The organism is Streptomyces boninensis, assembly GCF_048572725.1.
In the GTDB taxonomy this organism is placed as follows: Bacteria; Actinomycetota; Actinomycetes; order Streptomycetales; family Streptomycetaceae; genus Streptomyces; species Streptomyces boninensis.
In genome coordinates, this window is sequence record NZ_CP183837.1 from 1,647,427 (window position 1) to 1,667,706 (window position 20,280).

The 20,280-nt window shown below is 73.6% G+C and carries 15 protein-coding genes and 1 pseudogene; 11 read left to right on the forward strand and 5 right to left on the reverse strand.

The genetic code is table 11. The features are described 5' to 3' along the window. The first annotated feature begins 51 nt into the window (after nt 1-51). On the forward strand, nt 52-3,114 hold the full coding sequence (locus ACNNMR_RS07350) for a BTAD domain-containing putative transcriptional regulator (protein WP_419993714.1): 3,063 nt from the start codon (nt 52-54) through the stop codon (nt 3,112-3,114). A 97-nt stretch (nt 3,115-3,211) separates the two neighbouring features. On the opposite strand, the gene ACNNMR_RS07355 is transcribed toward ACNNMR_RS07350, so the two are convergent. Continuing rightward, nucleotides 3,212-4,006, reverse strand: a complete 795-nt coding sequence (locus tag ACNNMR_RS07355) for a hypothetical protein (RefSeq protein ID WP_419993715.1) — start codon at nt 4,004-4,006, stop codon at nt 3,212-3,214. Between the two features lie 117 nt (nt 4,007-4,123). Further along, a complete protein-coding gene (locus ACNNMR_RS07360; RefSeq protein ID WP_419993716.1) occupies nt 4,124-5,095 on the reverse strand; it encodes a GlxA family transcriptional regulator in 972 nt (323 codons plus the stop codon). Between the two features lie 71 nt (nt 5,096-5,166). Between ACNNMR_RS07360 and ACNNMR_RS07365 the strand changes: the two are divergent. Next, a pseudogene (locus ACNNMR_RS07365) lies at nt 5,167-6,234 on the forward strand (MFS transporter); the annotation flags it as partial. A 146-nt stretch (nt 6,235-6,380) separates the two neighbouring features. On the opposite strand, the gene ddaH reads toward ACNNMR_RS07365, so the two are convergent. Both ddaH and ACNNMR_RS07375 read right to left on the reverse strand, forming a co-directional pair. Beyond that, the gene (gene ddaH, locus ACNNMR_RS07370; protein WP_419993717.1) at nt 6,381-7,157 is read right to left on the reverse strand and encodes a dimethylargininase; all 777 of its coding nucleotides are present in this window, start codon (nt 7,155-7,157) and stop codon (nt 6,381-6,383) included. Further along, nucleotides 7,147-8,109, reverse strand: a complete 963-nt coding sequence (locus tag ACNNMR_RS07375) for a hypothetical protein (RefSeq protein ID WP_419993718.1) — start codon at nt 8,107-8,109, stop codon at nt 7,147-7,149. Before ACNNMR_RS07375 ends, ddaH begins: the two co-directional genes overlap by 11 nt. Before the next feature lie 148 nt (nt 8,110-8,257). On the opposite strand from ACNNMR_RS07375, the gene ACNNMR_RS07380 reads away from it, so the two are divergent. The 6 genes from ACNNMR_RS07380 to ACNNMR_RS07405 all read left to right on the forward strand — a co-directional run bounded on the left by ACNNMR_RS07380 (nt 8,258) and on the right by ACNNMR_RS07405 (nt 13,661). Beyond that, nucleotides 8,258-10,528 (forward strand): heavy metal translocating P-type ATPase, encoded by a 2,271-nt coding sequence (locus ACNNMR_RS07380; protein ID WP_419993719.1) that lies wholly within the window; start codon nt 8,258-8,260, stop codon nt 10,526-10,528. A gap of 83 nt (nt 10,529-10,611) precedes the next feature. Beyond that, complete coding sequence (locus tag ACNNMR_RS07385) at nt 10,612-11,241, forward strand: pyridoxamine 5'-phosphate oxidase family protein (protein ID WP_419993720.1); 630 nt, start codon at nt 10,612-10,614, stop codon at nt 11,239-11,241. Nucleotides 11,242-11,309: 68 nt separating this feature from the next. Continuing rightward, complete coding sequence (locus ACNNMR_RS07390; RefSeq protein ID WP_419993721.1) at nt 11,310-11,525, forward strand: hypothetical protein; 216 nt, start codon at nt 11,310-11,312, stop codon at nt 11,523-11,525. Further along, nucleotides 11,522-11,986, forward strand: a complete 465-nt coding sequence (locus ACNNMR_RS07395; RefSeq protein WP_419993722.1) for a Clp protease N-terminal domain-containing protein — start codon at nt 11,522-11,524, stop codon at nt 11,984-11,986. Before ACNNMR_RS07390 ends, ACNNMR_RS07395 begins: the two co-directional genes overlap by 4 nt. A gap of 32 nt (nt 11,987-12,018) precedes the next feature. Beyond that, entirely contained in the window at nt 12,019-12,837 is an 819-nt protein-coding gene (locus ACNNMR_RS07400) for an ABC transporter ATP-binding protein (protein ID WP_420000281.1), read from the forward strand. Next, nucleotides 12,834-13,661 carry an ABC transporter permease gene (locus ACNNMR_RS07405; RefSeq protein ID WP_419993723.1) on the forward strand — a complete coding sequence of 276 codons (828 nt, stop codon included), beginning with the start codon at nt 12,834-12,836 and terminating at the stop codon, nt 13,659-13,661. The genes ACNNMR_RS07400 and ACNNMR_RS07405 overlap by 4 nt, the downstream gene beginning before the upstream one ends. A 27-nt stretch (nt 13,662-13,688) precedes the next feature. Here ACNNMR_RS07405 and ACNNMR_RS07410 read toward each other — a convergent pair whose 3' ends face one another. Further along, on the reverse strand, nt 13,689-14,564 hold the full coding sequence (locus ACNNMR_RS07410; protein ID WP_419993724.1) for an NAD(P)-dependent oxidoreductase: 876 nt from the start codon (nt 14,562-14,564) through the stop codon (nt 13,689-13,691). A 217-nt stretch (nt 14,565-14,781) separates the two neighbouring features. On the opposite strand from ACNNMR_RS07410, the gene ACNNMR_RS07415 reads away from it, so the two are divergent. The 3 genes from ACNNMR_RS07415 to ACNNMR_RS07425 are packed head-to-tail and all read left to right on the forward strand — an operon-like array spanning nt 14,782 to nt 20,244. Next, nucleotides 14,782-15,558 (forward strand): hypothetical protein, encoded by a 777-nt coding sequence (locus ACNNMR_RS07415; protein WP_419993725.1) that lies wholly within the window; start codon nt 14,782-14,784, stop codon nt 15,556-15,558. Next, on the forward strand, nt 15,555-17,123 hold the full coding sequence (locus ACNNMR_RS07420; protein ID WP_419993726.1) for a DNA polymerase Y family protein: 1,569 nt from the start codon (nt 15,555-15,557) through the stop codon (nt 17,121-17,123). The genes ACNNMR_RS07415 and ACNNMR_RS07420 overlap by 4 nt, the downstream gene beginning before the upstream one ends. Further along, complete coding sequence (locus ACNNMR_RS07425) at nt 17,116-20,244, forward strand: error-prone DNA polymerase (RefSeq protein WP_419993727.1); 3,129 nt, start codon at nt 17,116-17,118, stop codon at nt 20,242-20,244. Before ACNNMR_RS07420 ends, ACNNMR_RS07425 begins: the two co-directional genes overlap by 8 nt. The last annotated feature ends 36 nt before the right edge of the window (nt 20,245-20,280 follow it).

Genomic DNA, 20,280 nt, shown 5'->3' on the forward strand with positions numbered 1-20,280 from the left:
CACGAAATCGCCCTGACCAGGGCGGACTTATTCGTCGGGGGTGTATGGGTGGTGCGCTACCGCATATTGGGCCGGATCGATGTGTACAACGGCACCGCCTGGTCCCCGCTCCCCGCCGCCAAGCAGCGCGCGCTCCTCGGCCATCTCCTCATCCACGCCAACCGGTTCGTCTCCGCCGACGCCCTCATCACCGAGCTGTGGGGCGAGCGGGTGCCGCCGTCGGCCGCCAAGTCGCTACAGGTGTACGTGCACCGCCTGCGCCGCGCCATCGGCAGCGACGACGACACCCCGGAAAGCGGCACCCTCCTCACCCGCCCCGGGGGCTACGAACTCGCCGTAGCCCCCGGCGCCCTGGACGCCGAACACTTCGCCGACCTCGCCTGCACCGGCCGCACCGCCCTGGCCGACCGCCGCCCCGACGCCGCGGTGGACGCCCTCACCCGGGCTCTCGACCTGTGGCGCGGCCGCGCGCTGGCGGACGTACCCCCTACCCCATCCGTGCTCGCCGAGGCCGCCCGCATGGAGGAGAGCCGCCTGGCCGCCTGGCAGGACCTGGCCGACGCCAAGCTGGCGGCCGGGCGGCACGAGGAACTGGCCGGCGAACTCCACACCCTCCTCGCGGAACAGCCCCTCCGCGAGCCGCTGTGGGCAAAGCTGATGCTCGCCCTGCACCGCTCGGGCCGCCGCTCCGACGCCCTCCAGGCGTACGCGACGGCCCGCCGCACCCTCCTGGACGAGCTCGGCGTGGAACCGGGCGACGAGCTGCGCGAGGTGTACAGGACGGTCCTGGGCGGCGAGCCGCCGCCGGACCGCCCGAGTCGCGCGGTCGGGTGCCAACTGCCGGCTCGAGTACCGGACTTCACGGGCCGCCGCAAACAGCTCACCACGGTCCTGGCCCTCCTGGGCGCCGAGCCGACGGACGCCCCCCGCATGGTGGTGGTCACCGGCGTCGCAGGATCAGGCAAATCCTCCTTCGCCGTCCACGCCGCCCACCTCCTGCGCGAGTCCTTCCCCGACGGCCAGCTATACGCCGACCTCCGCTCCTCCACCGGCCAGCCCTTGGACCCCGGCGAGGTTCTGGCAGCACTTTTGAAAACCCTTGGCGTAACGGGTGCCGCACTGCCCGCCACCCCCGACGAGCGGGCCCGCCGCTACCGCGCCGAACTCGCGGACCGCCGCGCCCTGGTCGTCCTGGACAACGCGGTCAGCGAACGCCAGCTCCGCCCCCTACTCCCCGGAACGGGCGACAGCGCGGTCCTGATCACCAGCCGCGGCGGCCTGGCAGGCCTGGAGGGCGCCCTGCGCGTCGGCCTCGGCCTGCTCCCCGAGCCGGAGGCCCTAGCCCTCCTGGCGCGGGCGGTGGGCGACGACCGTACGCGAAGGGACGCCACGGCAGCCGCCCGCATCACCCGCCAATGCGGCCACCTCCCCCTCGCCCTCCGCATCGCAGGCGCCCGCCTCGCCACCCGCCCGCACCTGTCCGCCGCCCGCCTCGCCGACGCGCTGGCCGACGAACGCCGCCGCCTGGACGAGCTGGTGGCCGGCGACCTGGAGGTCCGCGCGAGCGTCTCCCTGTCGTACGAGGCGCTACCCCCCGAATCCCGCCGCGCCCTGCGCCTCCTCGGCCTCCTGGACGCCCCGACCCTCCCCGGCTGGGTGGTGGGCGCGCTGCTGGACGGCCCGTACGACGACGGCGAACGCGCCCTGGACGCGCTGCTCGACAACCACCTGGTGGAGGTCGCCGCGACCGACCCCAGCGGCGAGCCCCGCTTCCGCCTGCACGACCTGGTGCGGCTGTACGCACACGAGCAGGCGGCGGCGGAGGACCCGGCCGCCTGCCGGGCGGCGGCGGTGCGGCGCGTCTGCGCGGCGTACCTGGACCTGGCGCGCTCGGCCGACACCGCGCTCGCGGCGGGCTTCGCGGGCCCGGTGCCGGACGGCGCGTACGCATGGGCGCCACCGGCGGACGTACGGGACCGGGTCCGGGCGGCCCCGCAGGACTGGCTCGACGCGGAACGCACCACCCTCTGCGCCCTGGTCCGCCAGGCCCCACCCGACCTGGCCTGGCGCCTGGCGGCGACCCTCGCCAACTACCTCGAGTCCGCCGCCCACTTCGACGACTGGCGCGACACCCACGAGACGGGCTTGACGGCGGCGACCGCCTCCGGCGACCTGCTCGGCGAGGCGGTGATGCACCGCAGTCTGGGCGAGCTGCTGACGGTCCAGGACAGGTACGGCGAGGCGGTCGCGTCCTTCAAGCGCTCCTTGCGCGCGTACGCCTCGCGCGGCCGCCCGGAGCCGGGCGAGGGCGCGGCGGCGGCAGGCCTCGGCGTGCTGCTGCGGCTGCGCGGCCGCTACGGCGAGGCCGCCGCCTGCCTCGACCGCGGCATCGCGGCGGCGCGGGCGGCGGACAACCCGCGGGCGGCGGCGTACGCGCACGGCGGCCTGGGCACGGTGCTGCTGGAGCGCGGCGAGGCGACGGCGGCACGGCGGGAGTTCGGCCGCGCGCTGTCGCTGTCGCGGACGGACGGCTACACGATGGGCGAGTACGCGGCGGAACGCTGCCTCGGCCTGGCGGCCCTGGCGGCCGGCGACTTGGACGCCTCCCGCCGCCATCTGGAGACCGCGCTGGTCCTGGCGAGCGAGCAGGGCAACCGGGTCGGCGAGATCCACGCCCTGCAATGGCTCGGCCACCTGGACGACGTGGGCGGCGACGCGGCGCGAGCAGACGCCACGCTGGCCGAGTGCCTGTCGGCGTACCGCCGCTTCGGCGAACGCTTCGGCGAGGCACTCACGCTGCGCGCGCAGGCGGACTTGTGGCTGCACGCTGGCCCCGCTCGGCGGGGAGAGGCGCTGGCGGCGGTGCAGCGGTCGCTGTCGATCTGGCGCCAGCTGGACTCGCCGTACTGGACGGCGCGGACGCTGGACGTGCTGGCCGACGTCCACGCGGCGGAGGGCGGGGCGGACGCGGCGGTCGCCGCGGAGCGAGCACGCCGGCAGGCGAGCAGCTTGCGCGCGACGGTGGGCCTGCCGGGCGGGCTGCGCCCGGTGGCGGTAAGGGGGCGCCCTTTGGGCGGCCACCTGACGCTCATTACAAGCCCGTCCGGCGTTTGAGGACGAGCGCCGCAGGCGCGATAACCGCGCGAAGCGCGGACCGGGGGGCCTGGGGGCGAATCCCCCCAGTTTCGGGAAGGGGCGGGTCAGGGGCATCTCACGCCCGCACCAGCGACACCACCAGCGCCCCCACAATCGCCACCCCATAAACCCCGGTCGCGACCGCGACGACGCGCACGCGCCGCTCCTCTGACCAGGTCAAGCGCCCAAGCACCCAAGCCAACACCGGCAGCACCAACACCCCGTGCATGCTCACCCCGTGCACGAGCTTCAGGAAGCCACCCACGTCATACCCGGCCTGCTGCCCATCCGTATTCGTCGCCACCACCCCCCGCGCGATCATCGCCGCCCCCGACCCCAGCGCAACCAGCATCGTCGCCCACCCGGCCCGCTGCGCCAGCTGCATGCTCGCCGGGAGCTCCGGATTCCCCCGGAACGCCCGCACCGCGAAGGCCACAAGCGTCGCCACCAGCACCGCACCCCCAACGGCGAGCACAGTCGCAACCGCCGAGTTGAAAGCCGTCTCCCGATTGAAGTGCGACGGCACTCCCCGCCACGCCTGCAGCGTGATCCCCCCGACCTCCACCACACAATCCACCGCGAAGACCCCGAGCAGCCACGCCCGCGCCCGCTCCGGAATCCGCAGATACGACGTCACCCAAGCCACCGAGATCAGCGTCAGCCCAAAGGACAGCCCGAACGTCGTCGGCTTCCGCCACGACACCGGCCCCTCCCAAGCCCCGCCGTCGACCAGGAACACCCCGAAGTGGAACACCCCGGCAAGCACCAACAGCTCGCCCACGGCATAGCTCACCCGCTCCACGGGACGCGCGGCTTTCCAGCGTGCCTCGAGTGTGGTCACGATGCGCTGCTGAGCTCCGGTGATCGCCATGGCAACCACGGTCCCGTACCACCCCCGCCCGCCACGTCGTACAGCCGCGGGCACCTCCCGTACTCCACGGGGAGTACGCCCGGACGCGGCCTGAGACCGCGCCCCTGAGCCGCGGCCCTAAGCCGCCCCCCGAAACGTCCGCCGATAAGCCGCCGGTGTAGTCCCCACCGCCCGGTGGAAGTGCTGCCGCAGCCCATCCGCCGTCCCCAGCCCACTCCGATCCGCAATCGCATCCACCGTCAAGTCAGTCGTCTCCAGCAACTCCCGTGCCCGCGCCACCCGCTGCTGATTCAGCCACCGCAGCGGCGTAGTCCCGACCTCCTCCGCGAAACGCCGCCCGAAGGTCCGCAGACTCATCCCGGCCCGCCCCGCCAGCTCGGCGATGGTGAGCGGCTCATGCAGCCGGGCCTCCGCCCAGTCCAATACGGGCCCCAGCCCCTGCGCGCGGGTCGGCAGCGGCCGCGCCGGCTGCGCGTACTGCGTCTGATCGCCCTCGCGGTGCGGCGCGACCACCATGCGGCGGCCGACCTCGGCGGCGGCCGCCGAGCCGAAGTCCGTACGGACGATGTGCAGGCACAGGTCGATGCCGGCGGCCGTGCCGGCGCTGGTGAGGATGTCGCCGTCGTCGCGGTAGAGGGAGCGGTCGTCCACCCGCACCCGGGGGTAGTCACGGCGCAGGCCCTCCGCGTACTGCCAGTGAGTCGCCGCCGTGCGGCCGTCCAGCAGGCCGGCGGCGGCCAGGACGTACGCGCCCGTGCAGAGCGAGGCGATGCGGGCGCCGTTGGCGTGGGCGGCGCGCAGCTCGTCGAGCAGGTCGGGCGGGGGGACGTACTCGCCGTACATCCCGGCCGGGATGACGATCGTGTCGGCGGTGCGCAGCGCCTCGAGGCCGTGGACGGTGGTGAGGGCCAGCCCGGCGGGGCCGCGGTGTGCGTCGCCACTCGGTGCGGTGCCCGCGATGACGAGCTCGTAGTCCGTGCCCGGGTCCGTCCCACCGCCTCCGCCCGGGCCGCCGAAGACGTGGCACGGGATGGAGAACTCGAAGAGGGAGGTGGGGTCGAGGAGGGCGACGGCGACGCGAATGCTCATGGCGTAAATCTAGCGCATCCTGACGTTTACGCCAGTAGTTTCACATCGCCGCAGGTCAGACCATGGATGGCATGAAGCAGCAGAACACACTCGTGATCGCGGGCACGGCCGCCATCGGCGTCACCTTCGGCCTCGCCCGCTACGGCTACGGGCTCTTCGAGCCGCAGCTGCGGCGGGAGTTCGACCTGTCCATGTCCCTCGTCGGCGCCATCGGCAGCGCCACCTACGTCGGCTACCTCCTCGCGCTGCTCGCCGTCGGCGCCCTCGTCACCCGCCTCGGCCCGCGCCCCCTGGTGCTGGCCGGCGGCGCCTCCGCGACCGGCGGCATGGCGCTGGTGGCCACCGCCCAGGAGCCGGTCCAGCTGACCGCGGGCCTGGTCCTCGCGGGCACGGCCGCGGGCTGGGCCTGGGCGCCGTACTCGGACGCCGTGGACCGCATGGTGCCCGCCGGACGGCGGGAACGCGCCATGGGCGTCATCGCCACCGGCACCGCCTTCGGCGTCGTGACCGCGGGCCCGCTGGCGCTGCTCGGGCAGGGCACGGGATGGCGGGCGGTGTGGCTGCTGTTCGCCGCGCTGTCCCTCGCCGTGACCGTGTACAACGCGCGGGTGCTGCCGGGCCGCGGCGGTCCGAAGAAGCAGCAGACCGCCCAACCCCGCGTCGGCCTCCGCTGGTTCGCCCGCCGCCCGGCCGTCCCGCTGTACGCCACCGCCGTCGCGTACGGGATCGTCGGCTCGGTCTACTGGCAGTACGCGGTCGCCGCGGTGCAGTCGGGCCGGGGCGGCAGCACGGGCAGCGAGGCCACCGCCGCCCTGTTCTGGACCCTGATGGGCATCGCCGGCATCGGCGGCGCACTCACCGGACACGCCATCGGCCGCTACGGACTGCGCCGCGTACACGCCGGGATCTTCGGCGGCCTGGCGACCGCCGTCGCGCTCCTCGGCCTCGCACCGGGCGCACTGCCCGCGGTCGTGGTGTCCGCCGTCCTGTACGGGCCGCTGTTCATGGCGGGCTCGGGGCTGCTGGCGGTGTGGAGCTATCACGTCTTCCCGGAGCGGCCTTCGACGGGATTCAGCGCGACGGTGGCGTTCCTGGCGCTGGGCACGATCGCGGGGCCTGCGACGCTGGGCGCGGTGGCGGATGCGTACGGGCTGCGCGCCGCTTTCCTGACGACGGCCGCGGCCGGCGTGCTGGCGCTGCTGGCCGGCCCGCGGTCCAAGGCCACCGCCCGGCGCCGACGCGACTTCGAGCCCTCGGCCCGTATCGCCCTCGCCCGCGACGGCGTCTACCCCGACAGTCCCCGCAACCGCACCGACAGGCAGGTCACACAGCCCTCGAGCTTCTCGAACTCGGAGATGTCCACGGTCACCGGCTCGTACCCGAGCTCCACGAACAGCTCCGCGCTCCGCGGCGCCGACGCCGCCATCAGCAGCGACCTGCCGCCGAGCAGCACCACATGGGACCCGGACTCCTCCGGCACCGGCCGGAACCGCGGGAAGATCCCGGCGTCGTCCACCAGCCGCGGATAGCCGATCACGGTCGTGTCCGGCAGCGCGGTGACCGCCGACTTCAAGTGCAGCACCTTGCTGACGGGCACGGCCACCACTCGCGCGCCGAGGGGTTCGAAGGCGGCAGCCAGCTGCCGGATCCCCTCGGCGTTGGTGCGCCCGCCGCGGCCGACGTACACGGTGTCGCCGATCTTGAGGACATCGCCGCCGTCGAGGGTGCCGGGGGCGGCGATCCGGGCCACCGGGCAGCCGAGCGCGGCGACGGCCTCCTCGACGGCCGCGGTCTCCGCCCGCCGGGACTCCGCGCCGGGCCGGGTGATCAGCGCGACGTTACGGAACATCACGACGGCGTCCTCGACGAAGACGGCGTCCGGGCACTCGTCCGCCCCCGCCACCTCGGCGGTCTCCCAGCCGTGCGCCTGGAGGGCGGCCACGTAGGCCTCCCACTGCCGCAGGGCCAGGTCCGTATCGACGGGCTTGCGGTCGATGTGGGTGACGAGGCCGTCGGCGAGGCGCGGTCCTGGACGACGGACGAGGGCGGTGTCAGTGACCATGCCCATCAGTGTGCCCCTCGGCCTTCTCACCGCCGTCCGCGGCCCGCTCCCCCGCCTTCACGGTGAAGGCCGCGGTCCGGACCTCGCCCTCGTGCTTGAAGTCGAGGTAGAGGCGGTACGTCCCGCTGCTCGGCGCGGTGGCCGTGAAGGAGATCTCCGGGCCCGGCTTGGTCTTGCCGTCGCCCGGCTCGCCGTTCGGGTGCACGTGCAGGTACGCGAGGTCCCCCGCCCGCAGGGCGACGAGGTGGCCGTAGGCGCCGAGGTACGGCTGCAGGTTGGTGACCGGCTTGCCGTTCTTCTCCACGTTCAGCTTGAGCTCCGCGCCCGCGCCGGGGGTGAGCGTGCCGTCGAGCTTGACGGTGTACCCGTCGACGTTGGCGGTCGCCGACTGCTTCGGGATCGCGGCCGGGCGGTACGTGCCCCCGACGGCCAGGTCGGCGCCGAGCGTCAGCCCCTCCGCGCCCTTCTTGTCGGGCTTGAAGTCGGCGAAGACGCGGTAATCCCCCGCCTTCGGCAGCTTCACCGGCGTCGACCAGGTGCCGTCGGCGGCGCGGGTCGGGTGCAGGTGCCGGTAGGTCGAGAAGTCGCGGGCCGCGAGGATCAGGTGCAGCTCCTTCTCGTGCTCCTTCGCGTACGCCTTGAGCGGCCGGCCGTCCTCGCCGCGGACGGCGAAGCGCAGCTCCTGCTGCTTGCCCGCGTCGAGGCTGCGGGTCTCGAGGTCGAGGGTGTACCCGCCCTCGGAGACCGCGAGCCCGCCGGGCGCGGTGTCGGCGGCGGCCGCGCCATGCCCTCCGTGACCGCCGGACTTCTCCGGCTGCTCCTTCATGTCGTGCGCCTCCTTGTGCTTCGGCTCCGCGTCCACGGGCTGGACGGCCTGCCCCACCCCGTACGCGCCCCCGAAGGCCGCTGCGAGCGATCCGGCGAAAACGGCGATCTTCACTGTCGTATTCATGACCCCGAAGATACCCCCCAGGGGTATGAAGTCAAGCCCTGGATCCGCTTGCATTCAAATAGGGGGTGGGGGTATACCTGACGGAGCACGACGACATACCCCCCGAGGGTATACTTGGATCGAGTCAAAGGCGGACGAGGAGCCGGACATGACCACCACCGTTCCAGCGACGGACGCAGGGGACACCAGGGACACCGACCGGGTCGAGCTCGCCATCGGCGGCATGACCTGCGCCTCGTGCGCGGCCCGCATTGAGAAGAAGCTCAATCGCATGGACGGCGTCACCGCGACCGTCAATTACGCCACCGAGAAGGCGCGGGTGTCGTACGGGGAGGGGGTATCCGTCGAGGACCTCGTAGCCACCGTCGAGAAGACCGGCTACACCGCCGCTCCCCCGCCCCCGCCCGCCGCCGCACCCGAGACGGCGGCCGCGGAGGAAGCGCCCGACGAGACCCGCCCGCTCCGCGACCGGCTGCTCGCCTCGATCGCGCTGTCCGTCCCGGTCATCGCCCTGGCGATGGTCCCGGCCTGGCAGTTCGAGTTCTGGCAGTGGCTCTCGCTCACCCTCGCCGCACCCGTCGTGGTGTGGGGGGCATGGCCGTTCCACAAGGCGGCGTTCACCAATGCCCGGCACGGCGCCGCGACCATGGACACGCTGATCTCGGTCGGCACCATCGCGGCCTTCCTCTGGTCGCTGTGGGCGCTGTTCTTCGGTACGGCGGGCGAGCCCGGCATGACCCACCCCTTCGAGCTCACCATCTCCCGTACGGACGGCGCCGGGAACATCTACCTGGAGGCCGCCGCCGGCGTCACCACCTTCATCCTCGCCGGCCGCTACTTCGAGGCCCGCTCCAAGCGCCGCGCGGGCGCCGCCCTGAAGGCGCTGCTGGAGCTGGGCGCGAAGGAGGTCACGGTGCTGCGGGGCGGGGCCGAGGCCCGTATACCGGTCTCGGAACTGGCCGTCGGCGACCGCTTCCTGGTCCGCCCCGGCGAGAAGATCGCCACCGACGGGACCGTGGCCGAAGGCGCCTCGGCCGTCGACGCCTCGATGCTCACGGGTGAGTCGGTGCCGGTCGAGGTGGGCCCTGGCGACACGGTGACGGGAGCGACCCTGAACGCGGGCGGCCGCCTGGTCGTCGAGGCCACCCGGGTCGGGTCCGACACCCAACTGGCCCGGATGGCCCGCCTGGTCGAGGACGCACAGAACGGCAAGGCCGCGGCCCAGCGGCTCGCCGACCGCATCTCCGGCGTCTTCGTGCCGATCGTCATCGCCCTCGCCCTGGGCACCCTCGGCTTCTGGCTCGGCAATGGTGCAGGGCTCACGGCCGCCTTCACCGCGGCGGTGGCCGTACTGATCATCGCCTGCCCGTGCGCCCTGGGCCTGGCCACGCCGACCGCGCTCACGGTCGGTACGGGCCGGGGCGCCCAGCTCGGCATCCTGATCAAGGGCCCCGAGGTGCTGGAGAACACCCGCCGCGCGGACACCGTCGTCCTCGACAAGACCGGCACGGTCACGACGGGCAAGATGACGCTGCTGGCGGTGCACACGGCCGAGGGCACGGGCGAGGCCGAGGCGCTGCGGCTGGCGGGGGCGCTGGAGCACGCCTCCGAGCACCCGATCGCCCAGGCGGTGGCGGCGGGCGCGGCCGACAAGGTGGGGCCCCTCCCCGCCCCGGAGGACTTCGCCAACGTGCCGGGGCTCGGCGTGCAGGGCATCGTCGAGGGCCACGCGGTGCTGGTCGGCCGCGAGCAGCTCCTCGCCGAGTGGGTCATCGAGCTGCCGGCGGCGCTGGCAGCGGCCAAGCGCGAGGCGGAGGCGGCGGGCCGTACGGCCATCGCCGTCGCCTGGGACGGCGAGGCGCGGGCGGTGCTGGAGGTCGCGGACGCGATCAAGGACACCAGCCCCGAGGCCATCCGCCGGCTGCGCGCCCTGGGCCTGACCCCGATCCTGCTCACCGGCGACAACAAGGCCGTGGCCGAGGCGGTGGCCCGCGAGGCGGGCATCGACGAGGTCATCGCCGAGGTGCTGCCGGAGGACAAGGTCGACGTCGTCAAGCGGCTGCAGTCCGAGGGCCGTACGGTCGCGATGGTCGGCGACGGCGTCAACGACGCCGCCGCGCTGGCCCAGGCCGACCTGGGCCTGGCGATGGGCACCGGCACGGACGCGGCGATCGAGGCCGGCGACCTGACGCTGGTACGGGGCGACCTGCGGGCGGCGGCAGACGCCATCCGCCTGTCGCGGAAGACGCTGGGCACCATCAAGGCCAACCTGGTCTGGGCCTTCGGCTACAACGTCGCCGCCCTGCCGCTCGCCGCGGCGGGCCTGCTCAACCCGATGCTGGCGGGGGCCGCAATGGCCTTCTCCTCGGTGTCGGTGGTGGCGAACAGCCTGCGGCTGCGGAGGTTCAAGGCAAGCTGACGATCGCCTGACAGCGCCCGGCTCGTAAGATCGAGCCGGGCGCTGTCGCTGTCGTAGCGACCGCAGGCAGAGGGGTGCTGTCCATGGAAACGGCCGGAATAACCGAAGTCACGTCCGAGGCGGAGCTGCGCGAGATCATCGGCGAGCCGAACGCCCGCGCCGCGAACAAGGCGCGCCATGCCCTGCACGACCTGGACCGCCAGTGGCTGGCGAGCTCCCGGTTCTGCCTGATCGCCACCTCCGCCGCCGACGGCACCTGCGACGTCTCCCCGAAGGGCGACCCGGCCGGCTTCACGCTCGTACTCGACGACAAGACCATCGCGATCCCGGAGCGCCCCGGCAACAAGCGCGCCGACGGCTTCCGCAACATCCTCACCAACCCGCACGTCGGCCTGGTCTACCTGCTGCCCGGCCGCGGCGACACCCTGCGGATCAACGGCCGCGCGCGGCTGGTGAAGGACGCCCCGTTCTTCGACGACATGATCGTGAAGAACCACCGCCCGCAGCTCGCACTCCTCATCGACATCGACGAGATCTTCCACCACTGCGCGAAGGCCTTCCTGCGCTCCGAACTCTGGAAGCCGGAGACCTGGACCCCGGACGCGCTGCCGAAGCGGGCCCGTATCGCCAAGGAGCTGGATTCGTACGAGATGACGCTCGAGGCGCTGGAGGAGTACTACGGCCCGAGCTACGAGAAGCGGATCTACGGCTGAGGCGCTGCGCCGGACGCGCTTAGCAACTTTGGTTGCCTAACCTGAATTAGGCAACTACGGTTGCTTACATGTCCAGCAAAGATCCCGCGGACGCCCTCGCGGCCGTGGTCGCCCTGCGCCGCCTCGCCGATCAGCTCGAGGACGCCGCCGTCGAGCAGGCGATGCGGTCCGGCTGGGGCTGGCCGCAGGTCGCCGAGGCGCTCGGCATCACCCGCCAGGCGGTCTACAAGAAGCACGCCAAGCGGCTCATCACCGCCGGAGTCACCTTGAGGAGGCGGGGATGAGCCGCTTTGACAGCTACCTCCAGCCGGTCATGGAACGGGCCGAGGCGGAGGCCAGGCAGGACAGCTCGACGACGATCGACGCGCACCACGTGCTGCTGGCGATGGCCGCCGAGTACGGCTCCGACGCGCAGCGCATGCTGGCCGCGGCCGGCCTCGGATACGAGCCGCTCAAGAAGGCCCTGCGCCAGGAGTTCGCGCACAGCCTGGCCGCGGCGGGGGTCTCGCTGGACGACTACGACCTGCCGCCGGCGACCCAGGATCCGTCGCAACGCCTGCGGCTGGGCGCCTCGTTCAAGCTGGCCATGGAGCGGCTCATGACCACGTACCGCAAGAAGGACCTGCGCTCCGGGCATCTGCTGCTCAGCCTCCTCAAGGCGGAGGCCGGCACCATCCCGCGCGCGCTGGCGCTGGCGGGCGTGGACCGGGGCGCGCTGATCGAGCAGGTGCGGAGCGAGTTGTGACGCAGGCCGCGCTGAGTGTCGAGGGGCTGCGGATGCGGTACGGCACCGCTGACGTCCTGCACGACGTGACGTTCCGGGTGGCGCCCGGCGAGGTGGTGGCGCTGCTCGGGCCGAACGGGGCCGGCAAGACCACCACCATCGAGATCCTCGAGGGCTTCCGGATGCGCTCGGCCGGCCGGGCCCAGGTGCTCGGCACCGACCCGGCCCAGGGCGACGAGCCCTGGCGCGCCCGGACGGGCGTCATGCTCCAGTCCTGGCGCGACCACGGCAAGTGGCGGGTCCGCGAACTCCTCGGCCACCAGGCCGCGTACTACGCCTGCTGCGCCCGCGCCCCGTGGGACCCGGACGAGCTGATCGACGCGGTCGGCCTGACCGGGCAGGCGGAGCAGAAGGTCAAGACGCTGTCGGGCGGGCAGCGCCGCCGCATGGACGTGGCGCTCGGCATCGTCGGCCGCCCCGACGTGCTGTTCCTCGACGAACCCACCACCGGCTTCGACCCGCAGGCCAGGCGCGACTTCCACGAGCTGGTGCGCCGCCTGGACATCACCATCCTGCTGACCACCCACGACCTGGACGAGGCGGAGAAGCTCGCCGACCGCATCGTGGTCCTGCACCGCGGGCGGATCGTCGCCGACGGCACGCCGCACGAGCTGGCGCGGGAGATCGCCGGCGAGGACCAGGTGCGGTGGCGCCAGGGCGGTCGGCGGCGGGTCCGGGCGACGGCGCGGTCGACCGAGTTCGTACGGGAGCTGTTCCGGCGGTACGGGGATGAGATCAGCGAGCTCGAGGTCGAGCGGGCGTCGCTGGAGCAGACGTATCTGGCGCTGGTGAAGGAGGCCGAGGAATCGTGACGACCTGTGCGATACGCGTCGGCCTGTCCCGCGGCCTGATCGAGCTGCGGCAGTCGTTCACCAATGGCGCGGAGCTGTTCAGCCATCTGCTGTGGCCGCTGCTGATGCTGGGGGCGATGTGGTTCATGCGCGATGCGGAGTTCGCCGGTACGGGCCTGCTGCTCGGCACCCTCGCGCTGCCGAGCATCCTCGGCATGAACGTCTCCTTCGGCATGGTCAGCATGAGCCAGCTGCTCACCGCGGACCGCGAGGATGGCACCCTGCTGCGCGCCAAGGCCACCCCGTACGGCATGACCGGCTACTTCACCGGCAAGATCGTCTCGGTCTCCGGCGGGCTGCTGGCCGACCTGGCGATCTTTCTGGTCCCCGGTCTGCTGCTGATCGACGGGCTCGACCTCGATGCGGGTGCCTGGCTGGGCCTCGCCTGGGTGGTGGCGCTCGGCATGGTGGCCACGCTGCCGATCGGCGCCGTCCTCGGCTCGGCGTTCACCAGCGCCCGCGCGCAGGGGCTGATCCAGCTGCCCGTCATCGGCATGATCGCGGTCTCGGGGATCTTCTACCCGGTGACCGCGCTGCCGGAGTGGCTGCAGTGGATCGCCCAGGTCTTCCCCGTCTACTGGCTCGGCCTGGGCATGCGCTCCGCGCTGCTGTCGGCCGACGCGGTGAGCGTGGAGATCGGCGAGTCGTGGCGGCAGGTGGAGACGGTGGGTGTGCTGGGGGCGTGGGCGGTGTTGGGCCTGCTGGTGGCGCCGGTGGTGCCGCGGAGGGAGTCCGGGTCGAGTGTGGCGGCGCGACGGGAGCGGGCGCTGCAGAAGGTGGGGTGAGGGGGCGGGGTGAGGGGGCTGGGGCTGTCAGCCCGCCTCCTCACCAAGAATCGTGCTGAGCACGGACGCGTAATCCTGGCTCCCCTGCCCCGCGGCCGCCGCCTCGGCGAGCCACGACTGCGCGGCGGGGATCAGCCGTACGTCGACATCCGCCGCCGTCGCCGCCTCCATGGCCAGCGCCGCGTCCTTCAGGGCGAGGTCGAGCGCGAAGCGCGTCGGATACTTCCCCGACTCCACGAACGGCCGCCGCCGCTCCGCCTGCGCGGCCACAGGCGTGCCGGCCAGCACCTCAAAGGCCTTGTCCCGCTCAAGCCCCAGCCCCTTGGCCAGGGCGAGCGCCTCGCCGAGCACGCCGAGCACTCCGAAGAGGGTGGTATTGGCGACCAGCTTCGCCGCCGCGCCGGAGCCGAGCGGGCCGACGTGCACCGGCGTACCGAAGGCCGACAGCAGCGGCGCCCACCGCTCCGCGAGCTCCGCCGGCCCGCCGACGAACACCTTCAGCGTCCCGCCCGCGGCCTCGTCGATGCTCCCGAGCACGGGCGCGTCGAGCAGCCCGACGCCCTCGGGGAGCGCCTCCGCCAGCCGCGCCACCGCCTCGGGCCCGACGGTCGACATGTCGATGACCGTCGCCGAGGCCCCGGCGGACTGCAGCCCTTCCGCGACCCCGTCCGGCCCCTCGGTGACGTCCCGCAGCGCACCCGGATCGGCGAGCATCGTGATCACGACGTCGGCCGCACCGGCCGCGTCGGCCGGCGACTTCGCGAAGACGGCTCCCCGCCCCACGAGCGCCTGCGCCTTCTCCGCACTGCGGTTCCACACGGTGAGACTGTGTCCGGCATCGAGCAGCCGCGCGGCCATGCGACTGCCCATGGCGCCGAGCCCGATAAATGCGATAGCGGTCATACGGGACATCCTGGCATTCCTCCTGGACCGCGCCAACAGCCGACCGCCCCAACCCGGCCGGAGGCCGGTGAGGAAATTCACCCACCGGGCGCGCGACGGCCGATCGCCTTGCCCGGCACGGGAGTTGAGCCCATCCGGCCACCGGCCCCGGCGCCCGGCCGAACGAACCCCGGCGAGCCGCCTTGCGCTATAGGAACAACTGTTCGATCCTCATGGCATGGCATCAGCAGTACCGGTCCTCAGCAGGGACGATGCGCAAACCCGCACCGGGTACCCGGTCACCTCCGGACTTGAGTCCCTGCTGCCCGGCGGCCGGCTGCGCCCCGGCTCCGCGGTGAGTGTGGGCCGGGACCTCCCGCTGCTGCTCGCCCTCGCCGCCCCCGCCGCCGCCGAAGCCGGAGCCTGGGCGGTGATCGGACTGCCGCAGCTGGGCGTGCTCGCCGCCGAGTCGATGGGTCTCGACGTGGGCACCGGCCTGTGGGTCGACAAGCCGGGACCGCGCTGGCCGGATGTCGTGGCCACGCTCGCGGAGGCCGTGCCGGTGCTGCTGCTCGGCCCGCTCGGCCCGGCCCCTGACCGGCTTGCGCGCCGGCTTGCGGCGGTGCTGCGGCGTACGGGGACGGTGCTGCTGACCACCGGCCCCTGGGAGGGAGCCGGACTGCGGATGGCGGTCACCGCCTCCCGCTGGGAAGGCGTCGGCGCCGGGCACGGCCTGCTGCGCGCCCGGCGGGTACAGGTCACGGCCACCGGACGCGGCGCCGCGGGCGGGGCCCCGCGCACGGCACAGCTGTGGCTGCCGGGCCCGGACGGCCGGGCGGGCCCGGCCGACGACGGCGCGGACCCCTTGACCGCCCCGGCCGAGCAGCCCGGCACCGCCCCTGTCGCACTGGTCGACGCCGCGCCGGACGACACCCCCGGCACCCGGATCAGCGCCGTCGTACCCGCCGCCGCAAAGCCCGCCAAGGCCCGGCGCGACCTGCACGTCGTCGGATGAGCGCAGCTGAACGGGTGATCTGCACCTGGATCCCCGACTGGCCCATCGTCGCCGACGGCAGCAACCCTGACGGCGCCCGCCCGACCGCCGTGGTCGCCGGCGGCAAGGTCGTCGCCTGCTCCGCCGCCGCCCGCGCCCAGGGCGTACGCCGCGGGATGCGGCTGCGGCAGGCGACCGGCCGGGCACCCGAGCTGCAGATCACCGAGCGCGACGTGGAGCACGAGACCCGCTGCTTCGAACCCGTGCTGCAGTACCTGGAGCAGCACATCGCCCCCCGCTGGGAAGTGATCCGCCCCGGCCTGCTCGCCCTCCCCTCCCGCGGCCCCGCCCGCTACTTCGGCGGCGAGCAGGCCCTCGCCGACCAGATCACCGCCGCCATAGCCGCCGTCGGCTTCACCGCCCGTACCGGCGCCGCGGACACCGTCTTCGCCGCCGCGCTCGCCGCCCGCCAGGGCCACCTCGTGCCGGCCGGCCACACCCGGCGGTTCCTGGCCCCGTATCCGGTGAGCGTGCTGGGCCGCCCCGAGCTCGCGGTGCTGCTGGCCCGGATGGGGCTGCCCACCCTGGGTGGCTTCGCGGCGCTGCCTGGCGACAAGGTCACCACCCGTTTCGGTACGGACGGTGCCGCCGCCCATCGCACCGCCCGCGGCCTGGAGGCGCGCGGCCTGAGCACCCGCACCCCCGGCCAGGACCTCACCGTCGCGCACGGCTTCGAGCCGGCCGAGACCCTGCTGGAGCCGGTCGCGTTCGCGGCGAAGGAGCTCGCCCGGCGGCTGCACGAACGGCTGGCCGCGGCGGGGGCGGTGGCCGCCCGTATCGAGGTCGCCGTGGAACTGGCCGCCCAGGACGGCGGCAGCGGCGGCAAGCGGCTGACCCGGCTGTGGCGCCACGAAGGGAAACTCTCGGAGCTGGCGGTCGCCGAACGCGTCCGCTGGCAGCTCACCGCCTGGCACGACACCGGCGCCCTGACCGACGAGGGCGGCGCGGCCGCGGGCATCCTCCGCCTCGCGCTGCGCCCGGAGGCGCTGGGCGTGGCCACCGGGCAACAGCAGCTGCTGTTCGGCGACCGGTCGGCGACCGCGGAGATGGAGGCCGCCGCCGCCCGGCTGCAGGCGATGCTCGGCCATGACGCGGTGACCCGCGTCGAACTCGGCGGCGGCCGCGGCCCCGCCGAGCGAGCGGTACGCGTCGCCTTCGGCGATGTGCCGCCGGAGAACCGGCTGCCCGACGGGCCGTGGCCCGGGCGCCTCCCCGCCCCGCACCCCGCCTGGGTGCCCGACCGGCCGGAGCCCGCCCAGCTGCTCGACGCCGACGGCGAGACGGTGGCGGTCTCCGCCCGCCTGGTGCTGTCCGCTCCGCCCGCCCGGCTCGTCATCCAGGGCCGGACTCCACCCAGCCCCGCCGTGGTGACCGGCTGGGCCGGTCCGTGGCCGGCCCTCGAACAGTGGTGGAACGCCGACCGGGCCCGGCGCCTGGTGCGCATGCAGGTCGTCACGGAGGCGGGACCGGCCTGGCTGCTGGTGCTGGAGGGGAATCAGTGGTGGGCGGAGGCGCACTATGGGTGAGCTCGGGCGACTGCTGCCCCTGCCCACCCGCCACCAGAACCCCGCACCGGCCGGCTGGGCCGAGCTGCACGTCCACTCCTCCTTCTCCTTCCTCCAGGGCGCCTCCGACCCCGACGTCCTGGCGGCGGAGGCGGCGCGGCTGGGCGTCGAGGTGCTGGCGATCACCGACCGGGACGGTCTCTACGCGGCCCGCCGGCTCGCCTCCGCCGCCCGCCGGCACGACCTCGCCACCGTGTACGGCGCGGAGCTGAGCCTGCCCGGCCCGTACGGTCCTGTGCTGGTGCTCGCCCGCGATCTGACGGGCTTCTCGCAGCTCTCCGCCCTCATCAGCGCCGCCCAGCTGACCGGCGCCAAGGGCGCTCCGGTGCACGATCCCAACCAGCTCGCGCGGGAAGTCCAGGACGGGCACCTGGCGGTACTGACCGGCTGCGCCGCCGAAACGGCCGCGGCCCAGGACACCCGCCACCGCCTCGAAACCCTCACCCGCCTCATCGGCCCCGACCACCTCCACGCCGAGCTGATCGACCACGCCCTGCCCACCGACTCCGTCCGCAACGACGCCCTGTACGCCGCCGCCGGGCAGCTCGGCCTGCCCGTCGTCGCCTCGAACGCCGTCCACTACGCCCACCCGAAGAACGCCCGGCTCGCCCAGGCCCTCACCGCGCTGCACCGCCGCGAGGACCTCGACCACGCCGCCGGCCACCTGCCCCCGGCGCCCACCGCCCACCTGCGTGCCCCGGACGACATGGCCCAGCGCCTGGCCCGCTATCCCGGCGTCCTGGAAGCCACCCTGGCGCTCGGCCGCGCCTGCGCCGTCGACCTCGCCGACCTGCAGCCGCGGCTGCCCGGCTTTCCCGTACCGCCCGGCCACACCGAGATGTCATACCTGCGTGAGCTGGCCGTCACCGCCGCCGAGCGCCGCTACGGCCCGCGCGGCGCCGCCGCCCACATCGCCTGGCTGCAGCTGGAGAAGGAACTCGCCGTCATCGACCGGCTCGACATGGCCGGCTACTTCCTGATCGTGTGGGACATCGTCCACTGGTCCAACAACGCCGGCATCTGGTGCCAGGGCCGCGGCTCCGCCGCCAACTCCGTCGTCTGCTACGTCCTCGGCATCACCGCCGTGGACCCGATCAAGCACAAGCTGCTCTTCGAGCGCTTTCTCTCCGTCGAGCGCGCCGAGACCCCGGACATCGACATCGACTTCGAGAACGCCCGCCGCGAGGAGGTCATCCAGTACGTCTACGAGCGCTGGGGCCGCACCCACGCCGCCCAGGTCGCCAACATCATCACCTACCGCCCCCGCCTCGCCGTCCGCGACGCCGCCCGCGCGCTGGGCTACCCCATCGGCCGGATCGACGAGATGACCCGGCACATCCAGCACCACGAGCCTCCGGGCGAGGACTCCGACACCCCCGCCGACGTGCGCGAACTCGCCGGGGAACTGGCCGGGTTGCCCCGCCACCTCGGGGTGCACTCCGGCGGCATGGTGCTGACCCGCCGGCCGATCGGCGAGGTGATGCCGGTCGAGTGGGCGACCGCCGAGGACCGCAGCGTGCTGCAGGGCGACAAGGAGGACGTCGAGGAGGCGGGCCTGGTCAAGATAGACCTGCTCGGCCTCGGCATGCTCTCCGCCCTGCACACCGCCTGCGACCTGATCACCGAACACCAGGGTATCCAGTACGACCTGGCGTCCATCCCGCCCGACGACCCGGACGTGTACGAGCTGATCTCCCGCGCCGACACGATCGGCCTGTTCCAGGTCGAGAGCCGCGCCCAGATGTCGACGCTGCCGCGGCTGCAGCCCCGTACCTTCCAGGACCTCGTGGTCGCCGTATCCCTGATCCGGCCGGGACCGATCCAGGGCGGCTCCGTCCATCCGTACCTGCGGCGGCGGGCCGGCCGCGAGCCGGTCACCTACCCGCATCCGCTCGCCGAGGGGGCGCTGGAGCGCACCTACGGAGTGCCGCTCTACCAGGAGCAGATGATGCGCCTGGCGATGGACTGCGCCGGCTTCGGCCCCGGCGACGCCGACACGCTGCGCAAGGCCCTCGCCGCCAAGCACGCCCCCGAGCGGGTCGAGGAGCTGCGCGCGCGGCTGCTGGTCGGCATGGCCGAGCGCGGCATCCCGGAGCAGGCGGCCGAGGAGCTCTACACGATGATCCAGGCCTTCTCCGGCTACGGCTTCCCGGAGTCGCACTCCCAGTCCCTCGCCCACATCGTGTACGCCTCGGCCTGGCTGAAGCTGCACTACCCGGCGGCCTTCATCGCCGGGGTGCTGGCCAACCAGCCCATGGGGTTCTACAGCCCGTTGACGCTGATCGGCGACGCCCGCCGCCGCGGTGTCGCCGTCCACGGCGTGGACGTCACCCGCTCAAGGCCGCACGCCGGGCTCGAACCCGACGAGAACTCCCGGGACGGCTACGCCATCAGGCTGGGACTGAGCGGGGTACGGGGCATGCCGGACGCCGCCGCGGAGGAGATCATCGCCGGCCGCCCGTACCGGAGCCTGGAGGACTTCGCCCGGCGCACCCGCCTGTCGGTGAAGGTCCTGGAGAACCTCGCCACCGCCGGCGCGCTCGGCGCCTTCGGAGTGGACCGGCGCGAGGCGCTGTGGGCGGCAGGGGCGCTGGCCGGTGTCGACGAAGCCTCCCTCCCGGGCGTCTCCGCCCCGCCGCCCGCGCCCGACCTGCCGGGCATGACGGTGGTGGAGCAGACCTTCGCCGACCTGTGGGCCACGGGCTCCAGCCCCGACACCCACCCCGTGCAGCACCTCCGCTCCCACCTGGACGCCCGCCACGTGCTGACCGCGGCCGCGGCACGGCAACTGCCGCACGGCACATCGCTGACCATCGGCGGCCTCGTCACCCACCGCCAGCGACCGCCGACCGCCAAGGGCACCTGCTTCCTCAACATCGAGGACGAGACCGGCATGACCAACGTGATCGTGCCCCCACCGGTCTGGGACACCCACATGAAGATGGCCGTCGACAACGCCGGCCTGCTCGTCCACGGCCGCATCGAGCGGGCCGACGGCGCGGTCAACCTCGTCGCCCGCCGACTGGAGCCGCTGGTGGTCGCCACGCCTGAGCGCGGCCGTCCGCCGGGGCCGGGCGGGTGAGCGGCAGCTAGCCTGCTGCGTACGCGACGATCGATC

Excerpts from the sequence above, each read along its gene's own strand:
- ACNNMR_RS07390 (WP_419993721.1), top strand. The coding sequence starts at position 11,310 with ATGTCCAGCAAAGATCCCGCGGACGCCCTCGCGGCCGTGGTCGCCCTG.
- ddaH (WP_419993717.1), bottom strand. The coding sequence starts at position 7,157 with ATGGTCACTGACACCGCCCTCGTCCGTCGTCCAGGACCGCGCCTCGCC.
- ACNNMR_RS07415 (WP_419993725.1), top strand. The coding sequence starts at position 14,782 with ATGGCATCAGCAGTACCGGTCCTCAGCAGGGACGATGCGCAAACCCGC.
- ACNNMR_RS07380 (WP_419993719.1), top strand. The coding sequence starts at position 8,258 with ATGACCACCACCGTTCCAGCGACGGACGCAGGGGACACCAGGGACACC.
- ACNNMR_RS07360 (WP_419993716.1), bottom strand. The coding sequence starts at position 5,095 with ATGAGCATTCGCGTCGCCGTCGCCCTCCTCGACCCCACCTCCCTCTTC.
- ACNNMR_RS07385 (WP_419993720.1), top strand. The coding sequence starts at position 10,612 with ATGGAAACGGCCGGAATAACCGAAGTCACGTCCGAGGCGGAGCTGCGC.
- ACNNMR_RS07425 (WP_419993727.1), top strand. The coding sequence starts at position 17,116 with ATGGGTGAGCTCGGGCGACTGCTGCCCCTGCCCACCCGCCACCAGAAC.
- ACNNMR_RS07395 (WP_419993722.1), top strand. The coding sequence starts at position 11,522 with ATGAGCCGCTTTGACAGCTACCTCCAGCCGGTCATGGAACGGGCCGAG.
- ACNNMR_RS07375 (WP_419993718.1), bottom strand. The coding sequence starts at position 8,109 with ATGAATACGACAGTGAAGATCGCCGTTTTCGCCGGATCGCTCGCAGCG.
- ACNNMR_RS07355 (WP_419993715.1), bottom strand. The coding sequence starts at position 4,006 with ATGGCGATCACCGGAGCTCAGCAGCGCATCGTGACCACACTCGAGGCA.
- ACNNMR_RS07410 (WP_419993724.1), bottom strand. The coding sequence starts at position 14,564 with ATGACCGCTATCGCATTTATCGGGCTCGGCGCCATGGGCAGTCGCATG.
- ACNNMR_RS07400 (WP_420000281.1), top strand. The coding sequence starts at position 12,019 with ATGCGGTACGGCACCGCTGACGTCCTGCACGACGTGACGTTCCGGGTG.
- ACNNMR_RS07420 (WP_419993726.1), top strand. The coding sequence starts at position 15,555 with ATGAGCGCAGCTGAACGGGTGATCTGCACCTGGATCCCCGACTGGCCC.